7 protein-coding genes and 1 pseudogene are annotated in these 6775 nt (G+C 67.7%); 6 read left to right on the plus strand and 2 right to left on the minus strand.

The genetic code is table 11. The annotated features are described in order from the left end of the window. Positions 1-438: pseudogene (locus tag ACEN88_RS21485) on the plus strand (glycoside hydrolase family 35); the annotation flags it as partial. Positions 439-714: 276 nt separating this feature from the next. Continuing rightward, on the plus strand, positions 715-1203 hold the full coding sequence (locus ACEN88_RS21490) for a hypothetical protein (RefSeq protein ID WP_413342860.1): 489 nt from the start codon (positions 715-717) through the stop codon (positions 1201-1203). Here the strand turns inward: ACEN88_RS21490 and ACEN88_RS21495 are convergent. Further along, the gene (locus tag ACEN88_RS21495; RefSeq protein ID WP_413342862.1) at positions 1160-2764 is read right to left on the minus strand and encodes a glycoside hydrolase family 28 protein; all 1605 of its coding nucleotides are present in this window, start codon (positions 2762-2764) and stop codon (positions 1160-1162) included. The two genes, ACEN88_RS21490 and ACEN88_RS21495, sit on opposite strands and share 44 nt — an antisense overlap. A 134-nt stretch (positions 2765-2898) precedes the next feature. On the opposite strand from ACEN88_RS21495, the gene ACEN88_RS21500 reads away from it, so the two are divergent. After that, positions 2899-3486 carry a LysE family translocator gene (locus ACEN88_RS21500; RefSeq protein ID WP_413342864.1) on the plus strand — a complete coding sequence of 196 codons (588 nt, stop codon included), beginning with the start codon at positions 2899-2901 and terminating at the stop codon, positions 3484-3486. A gap of 3 nt (positions 3487-3489) precedes the next feature. Here the strand turns inward: ACEN88_RS21500 and ACEN88_RS21505 are convergent, their stop codons facing one another. Next, on the minus strand, positions 3490-4314 hold the full coding sequence (locus ACEN88_RS21505) for an AraC family transcriptional regulator (protein ID WP_413342866.1): 825 nt from the start codon (positions 4312-4314) through the stop codon (positions 3490-3492). Positions 4315-4426: 112 nt separating this feature from the next. On the opposite strand from ACEN88_RS21505, the gene ACEN88_RS21510 reads away from it, so the two are divergent. The 3 genes from ACEN88_RS21510 to ACEN88_RS21520 all read left to right on the plus strand — a co-directional run. Next, positions 4427-5230 (plus strand): hypothetical protein, encoded by an 804-nt coding sequence (locus ACEN88_RS21510; protein WP_413342868.1) that lies wholly within the window; start codon positions 4427-4429, stop codon positions 5228-5230. After that, the gene (locus ACEN88_RS21515; protein WP_413342870.1) at positions 5227-5580 is read left to right on the plus strand and encodes a hypothetical protein; all 354 of its coding nucleotides are present in this window, start codon (positions 5227-5229) and stop codon (positions 5578-5580) included. The genes ACEN88_RS21510 and ACEN88_RS21515 overlap by 4 nt, the downstream gene beginning before the upstream one ends. 44 nt (positions 5581-5624) lie before the next feature. Continuing rightward, on the plus strand, positions 5625-6775 hold a 1151-nt coding region (locus ACEN88_RS21520; protein WP_413342871.1), incomplete at its 3' end, for a hypothetical protein.

Here is a 6775-nt window from a genome sequence, read left to right on the forward strand (position 1 = left end):
GCGGTGAAGCCGCTGCGCGACGCCCAGCCGGCGCGTCCGGTCCGCATCGGCGGCAACGCCAATGCGGCCGTGCAGCCGGATCCGGAAGCGTTCGGCGCGTCGGCCGCGTGGCTGCTCGATATCGGGGCGGTGAATCGGTCGAAGGACGTGGACAGCCTGCTGCTCGACATCGACTTCACGGGCGACGTGGCCCGCCTGTTCGATGGCACGCGCATGGTCGACGACTGGTATTACAACGGCCAGCGCTGGCAATTCGACCTGGGTAACCTTCCCGCGCAGCGCCAGGGTCCGCTGACCTTGACCGTGCTGCCCCTTCGGGCGGATGCGCCGATCTACCTGCCGCGCGAACACCGGCCCGACTTCGGCGGCAAGCCGCAGCTGGCCGAGCTGAAGGGCGTGAAGGTGGTGCCGGTCTACCGCGTCGAGATCGGCAAGTAGTCGATACCCCCACCGGTGGGGCGAGACCGTCCATGGCGCGAATGTCAAGATGCGCGCCATGGACACGTCAACCACCGGAGTTATCCCGCAGCCGCTCCCACGGCGCGGCGCAATGTTCGAGACGTTCGAGCGTTGCGTCGTCGGCGCCGCACGGTGCCTGCTCGAACAGCAGCTGGGCTTCGTCCCGGCGTGGGCGGTACTCGGGGATTACCTCGGCAACGTTGGCGTGCGTGTCATCGCAACTTTGGCCCGTGCCGCCACTCCCCGAGGACAACCATGATCTTTCACGCTCCCACCCCCGCGCGCGACCCCGCGCGCGTCGCCGCCGTCATTGCCGAGATCTGGGGCGGCCAGTCGTTCCGCTTCCCGCCCTGGCCCGGCGCGTGGGTCGCGATGGCCGGCGACGTGCGCGGGTCGATGGTCGAGGTCTATCCGCACACGCTGCCGATGGCGCCGGGGAACGGCGCCGGGATGGCACGGCCGCATCCGGACGCCGCCCCGCGCCCGTACGCCTGCTTCCACCTGGCCATCGCGACCGAGCGTTCCGTCGAGGAGATCCTCGCGATCGGCCGGCGCGAAGGCTGGCGCGCCGTGCCCTGCTCGCGCGGCGGCGTGTTCGACGTCGTCGAGCTGTGGCTCGAGAATGGCCTGATGTTCGAGGTGCTGACGCCCGAGATGCAGCACGATTACCGCAAGGGCGTGAACCTGGACATGTGGCGTATCACGCGCGAGGAGGAGCCGATGCCGGAGCCGATGCCGGCCTGACCCGTCGTATGGCCGGTACGCCGGCCGCGCGGCCAAGTTGCACGTGATCGAAGCGCTCGCCTTTCACGTCGTCCAGCACGACGGGCGGCCGCGCATCCGGCGCCGCGGTGCGCAGGTCGGCGTGATGGACCTCCACGTTGCGCGCATGGCGCACGTACAGGCCGTAGGCCGGCGTCACCCCGAACATGCTCGGTTCCGGATAGTGGTCCGGCACCTCGGGCGGCACGCGCCGCGCATCCGCCGCCGTGCCCCCGCCGCCGTACACGATCGTGATGTTCGACAGCCGCACGTCCTCGACGGGCGCCTCCGGCAGGCCGGCCACGATCGCCGCGAACGGGGCATTCGCCTGCGACGCGACCACGTTACTGATGTTCACCCGGCGGATCGCGCCGACGCGCGTGCCCGCGGGTGCGCGCATGCGCCGGCCCAGGCGGATGAACAGCGGCGCCGTCGTCAGGTCGCGCATGGCGAGATTGTCGACGGTGACGTCCTCGATGACGGCGCCGTCCACGCTTTCGATCGCCAGGCCGCGGCAATGCTCGAACACGCAGTTCGCGATGACGATGTTGCGGAAGCCCCCGTTCGATTCCGTGCCCAGCTTGATGCGGCCACACACACCCTCCTCGTCCGGCGCTTTCAGCTGCGTCTTCTGGTAGGTCCCGTCCAGCAGCGTGCCGAGGTCGAAGCCCGAGACCTGGCATCCGGTGATCGTCACGTGCTCCGTGAAGCGCGCGCGGCCCAGTGCGTAGGAACTCTTCAGGCAGATCGCGTCGTCGTTCGGCGTATTGACCGCGCAGTCGCTGATGCGGACATTCCGGCAGCAATCGATGTCGAAGCCGTCGCGCTCCGTGTCGACGGTGAGATTAGCGATCGTCAGGTTGTCCACGCCCGTCGCCAGGACGGCAAAGTGGCCGCATTTGAGCATCGAGAAGTCGCGCAGGAGCACGTTGCGGCAGTTCTTCAGGGCGATCGCCTTGTTGCCCTTGCCGTCCATCTCCGCGCCGAACACGGTACCGGACTTCGCGCGCTCGCCCATCGGGTCCTTGCCGCCGAGCGAGGACGGCATGTCGCCGGCCTTGAGCGGCCGGTTCGCGCCCGGCCCCGAGCGCGTCAGGCCGCGGCCCCAGATGCGGCCCGGGCCCAGGATCGCCACGTCTTCGAGATTCTCGCCCCAGATCAGCGAGTTGTGCCAGTGGCTGTGGCCGAAGTCCTGGTAGGCGTCGTGCGGGTTCGGTTCGGCCGGGTCGTAGCGGCCATGGCCGTCCGCCGGATCGGCCGCGACGATCACGCTGCCGGCGTCGAGGTACAGCGCGACGCGGCTTTGCAGCCGGATCGAAAAGCTCAGGTAGCGGCCGGCCGGAAAACGCACGGTGCCGCCACCGGCGGCGCTGGCCGCGGCGATGGCGGCGTGGATGGCATCCGTGTCCAGCGTGGTGCCGTCGCCGCGGGCGCCGAACGTACGCACGTCGAAGTCCGCGGCCAGCGCCGGTGCGCACACGCATGCGCAGACGGCGCCGAGCCCCTTCAGGAGGTGGCGCCGGGTCGTATCGAAGGAAGTCATCGCAGCACCATACCATCGCCACGCCGCGCCGAACGCGCAAGTTGCTGAGCAATTGGTTGGGTCATTTTTTTCAATACCGGCCCGCGTGCCGCCGCTATCGTCTACCGCATCCCTCAACACGAAAGGAAACGCAGATGAGCATGTTCGCTTCGATGGCCGCTTTCGCCCTCGCCACCTCGATCTCTCCGGGCCCCGTGAACGTCGTCGCCCTCGGCAGCGGCGCCCGCCACGGTTTCACGGCCAGCCTCGCCCACGTCACCGGCGCCACCGCCGGCTTCTGCCTGCTGCTCGTGCTGGCCGGGCTCGGGCTGCACGAAGCGGTCGGCGCCTGGCCGCAGGTGACGAACGTCGTGCGCTGGGCCGGCGTCGTCTTCCTGCTCTACATGGCGTGGAAACTGGCGAGCGACGCGGGCGAGCTGGATGCCGGCGAGACGGCGGCGCGGCCGACGATGCTGCAGGGCGCCGCCCTGCAATGGCTGAGTCCCAAGGCGTGGCTGGCGGCACTGGCGGGCATGGGCACGTATGCGTCCGACGGCGCGGCGTCCGCCGTCTGGCTGTTCGCCGCGATCTACTTCGTCGTGTGCTGGCTGTCGATCGCCGCGTGGGCCTGGGCCGGCAGCCGTTTGCAGGTGTACCTGCGCACCCCGCGCCGCGTGCGCGTCTTCAACCGGACGATGGCCGGCATGCTCGTGGCGAGCGTCGTCTGGCTGGCTGCCGCCTGACGTTCAGTCGCGATACTGGCCCGGCGTGGCGGCGGTCATCCGCTTGAAGACGCGCTGGAAGTGGGCCTGGTCGGCAAAGCCGACATCGAGCGCGACCTCGGCGATGGGCGCGCCGGCCCGCAGCCGCGCCTTCGCGTACTGGATGCGGCGGTTGGTCTGGTATTCGTGCGGCGCGACACCGTAGCGCTTCTTGAAGGCGCGGATCAGGTAGGAGCCGGACAGGTTCGCCGCCTCGCACAGGTCCTGCAGCGGCAGGGCGTCCGCGAAATGCGCGTCGATGTGGCGCGCGACGCGTTCGACCTTGGGCGTGACCGTGTCCGGGACCGGCCCCGGCGCCAGCGCGCCGTCCAGGCGCGCCACGAAATCCACGACTGCGGCCTCGCGTTCCGCAGCACTGCGATCCGTCTCCGCCAGCACGGCGAACAACCGCGCGCCCGCCTCCACCAGGTGCGGCGCGCGCAACGCCGCCTGTGCGTACGGGCGGAACGCGGGATCCGCCAGGCCGCGCACGCGCGCCTGGACGCCGCCCAGCCACACGGGATCGAAGTAGAACATCACATAGGACCACGGCGCGTCGTCGACCGGATTGCAGCCGTGGACGTCGCCCGGATTGACGACGACGACGGCACCCTGCTCCACCACCTCCGCATGCGCGCCGTTGACGTAGGTGCTGCGGCCGCCCGTGATGACGCCGACGGAATGCGTCTCGTGCCAGTGGCGCCCGTAGTGCAGGCCGCGCCCGTCCGTGACGTGGCGCGCTTCGATGAACGGCAAGGCGGGGTCGCGCCAGAAGGCCTGGGCGGCGGGGTGGCGGTCGGGTCGGGGCATGATCGTACGCTCTGAAGATCGTTCATCCATTCTAGCAGCCGTGACAAAGCGTGCATCTTTTCGTGACGCGATCCGGTAAGCTGCCGGCCGTCGACACTTCGGGATCATCGCCGTGACAAGGATTCAAGCGTGGCTGCCCTTGCTGGGCGCAGTGGGTTGCTGGGCTCCGCCTTCCACGGCGCAGGAGACGCACGAAAATGCGCCGCAGGTCGTGAAGATCGAAGCCGTGCGCGACGTGGACGAAATCCCGTACCGTAGATTCTACAAGGGGATGCTGGTCTTCGCCGAACACCGCCAGCTCGCACCAGGCGCCGCCCTGCGCTTCCGGCTGTATCCGCGCGCGCGGGACGCATCGTTCGCGGGCCTCGCCGTCACCCTCGTCGCCGGCAAGACCGAGATACCGCTCGAACTGGACGCGAACCAGTCGTTCACGCTGCCGATGGATGCGCGGCTGGCCGCGCAGGATGCCGTCGTCATGACGAACAAACGAGACGGCACGTACGCCTGGCGCGTCGATATCCGCACGCCGGGACTGCCGCCCGCTACACGCCGCCTGGGCGACCTGCGGCTCGAGTGCAAGGTCGACATGAAGGGGGCGGAACTGCGCCGCATGGTGCGCGATCCGTCGATCATGGCGCTCGTCGCCACGGGCGATCCGTGCACGTACCGCACGTTCCAGAATCCGTTCTTCGCCGACCGTCCCGTGTTCAACGTCACGCTCGTCCACGGCGCGCGACGCGAAGCGATCGCGGGCGAATGGATGTACGCGAATTCCGCGCGCCTGCTGCCGGAAGCAGGCTATGCGCTGGTCGACTGGGGCCATGCGCGCGACCGGCAGTACATCCCCGCCATCTTCGACGCAAGCTGGCCGGACGACACGCTGCTCGAATTCGAGTACATGGACGATCCGGCATGAAAGCCGCGCTCATGTTCTCTTTGGCCGCGCTGCTGGCCGGCTGCGCCGCCACCGGCAACGGTCGGATTGAAACGTTGACGCAGGACCGCGCCGCCGGCCTGCTGGTCGCGGGCACGACGACGAGGGACGACGTTCGCCGCGCGCTGGGCGACGCGTCCGTGACGGCGTTCCCGAACGGCCGCGAAGTCTGGTTCTACCGGTACGACGACAGCGCCGCACGGCTCGTGAAATACGTGCCCCTCGTCGGCCGCATGGCGGCAACGGACACGCAGATCCGGGAACTCAGGATCCTGTTCGATGCGGATGGACGGGTGCGCAAATTCAGGTTGCAGGATATTCGTGTCCAATAGAATGCCCGGACAAACAAAAACCGAACTGTTTTCAAGGTGAATCGATGGCGCTGATTAAACACGCGGGCGTGAATTGCACCGACGCCTACAACAGCATTTTTTCCGACGCTCACCATCGTTGCGCGACCGGGAGCAGCGTGAGGGACGAGCCGCATTTCGTACGGGACCTGATCTCGGAGCAGACCGTACGGCGATTGAATGCCGAGTCGTCCAATCTGTACGACCAGAACGTCAACGCCGTGAATTTCCGGGCGACTTTCTTGCACGGTTCACCGTATGCGAAGTTCACGGCCGGGCAAGAAAACCCGAGGTGCGAGCTCGCGGATGGGATGTTCGTCGTTTACGTCACCGAACCGGCGGGCAATGGAATACACAGGGTCACCCGCAGGGCCGCCTGCTTGCTGATGGTGAAGCGCTCCGGCGACCAGCCTCCCCTCACGTTCCCGTACGATCCCGTCAACGGTCCGGACCCGGTCGGCACCGACCATTCGCAGTTCTACCTGTTCCATCGATGGCCGCGATTCGAACTCCAGACAGGATACGCCTCACGTCCGAAGGGCCACGGCTTCTACCATATTGCCGTGCCTCCCAACGGCGCCGGCGCAGCGACCCACGACATCGGAAAATTTGGTGTCTTGTGGGACCACGGCGCCGGAAACACGAGGTGGAAGACCAATCAGAACTCGGTCCACTGGCTTGCGGGCGAGCCGACACCCAGTACCCCGGTGGACCCGGCCCATGAATCGCTAGGCAAATTACTGGAAGAACTTGTCGACGGTGCACCGGGCGCCGGGCGCGAATTCAAGCCGGCGCCGTCCAATCCTAACGGTTGGGATGGGCTGATGGGCACGTTGCTGGGCTACCCCATCGCAGGGCCGACCGCGCCCGGGGCAGCGCCGCTGACCGTGGACAGCATCATGGCGAAGTGGACATGGGGCGGCAAGCAGAAGCGCGACGTCAATCCGCTTGGGCTGGGTTTCCTCGCCCAACGTCGAAGCCCGATTGGATTGGACGTATTCGAGGCGCTCGATACGGTCCGGGGAACGATTGCCCAGCACGCGCGTCAACTGGCCCTCGGAGATTTCGACCATTTACCGTTCCATGCGCGCCATTCATTTCCGCTTCACTATCTCCACGATGCGTTGAAGCCAACGCCGCCACACTTTTTCGACCTTGCGGGTGAAGCGCCGCCGCC

It is taken from the genome of Massilia sp. CT11-108 (assembly GCF_047302915.1).
Classification (GTDB): domain Bacteria; phylum Pseudomonadota; class Gammaproteobacteria; order Burkholderiales; family Burkholderiaceae_D; genus Telluria; species Telluria orientalis.

Coding starts and splice junctions, on each gene's coding strand:
- ACEN88_RS21505 (WP_413342866.1), bottom strand. CDS start 4,314: ATGCCCCGACCCGACCGCCACCCCGCCGCCCAGGCCTTCTGGCGCGAC.
- ACEN88_RS21490 (WP_413342860.1), top strand. CDS start 715: ATGATCTTTCACGCTCCCACCCCCGCGCGCGACCCCGCGCGCGTCGCC.
- ACEN88_RS21515 (WP_413342870.1), top strand. CDS start 5,227: ATGAAAGCCGCGCTCATGTTCTCTTTGGCCGCGCTGCTGGCCGGCTGC.
- ACEN88_RS21500 (WP_413342864.1), top strand. CDS start 2,899: ATGAGCATGTTCGCTTCGATGGCCGCTTTCGCCCTCGCCACCTCGATC.
- ACEN88_RS21495 (WP_413342862.1), bottom strand. CDS start 2,764: ATGACTTCCTTCGATACGACCCGGCGCCACCTCCTGAAGGGGCTCGGC.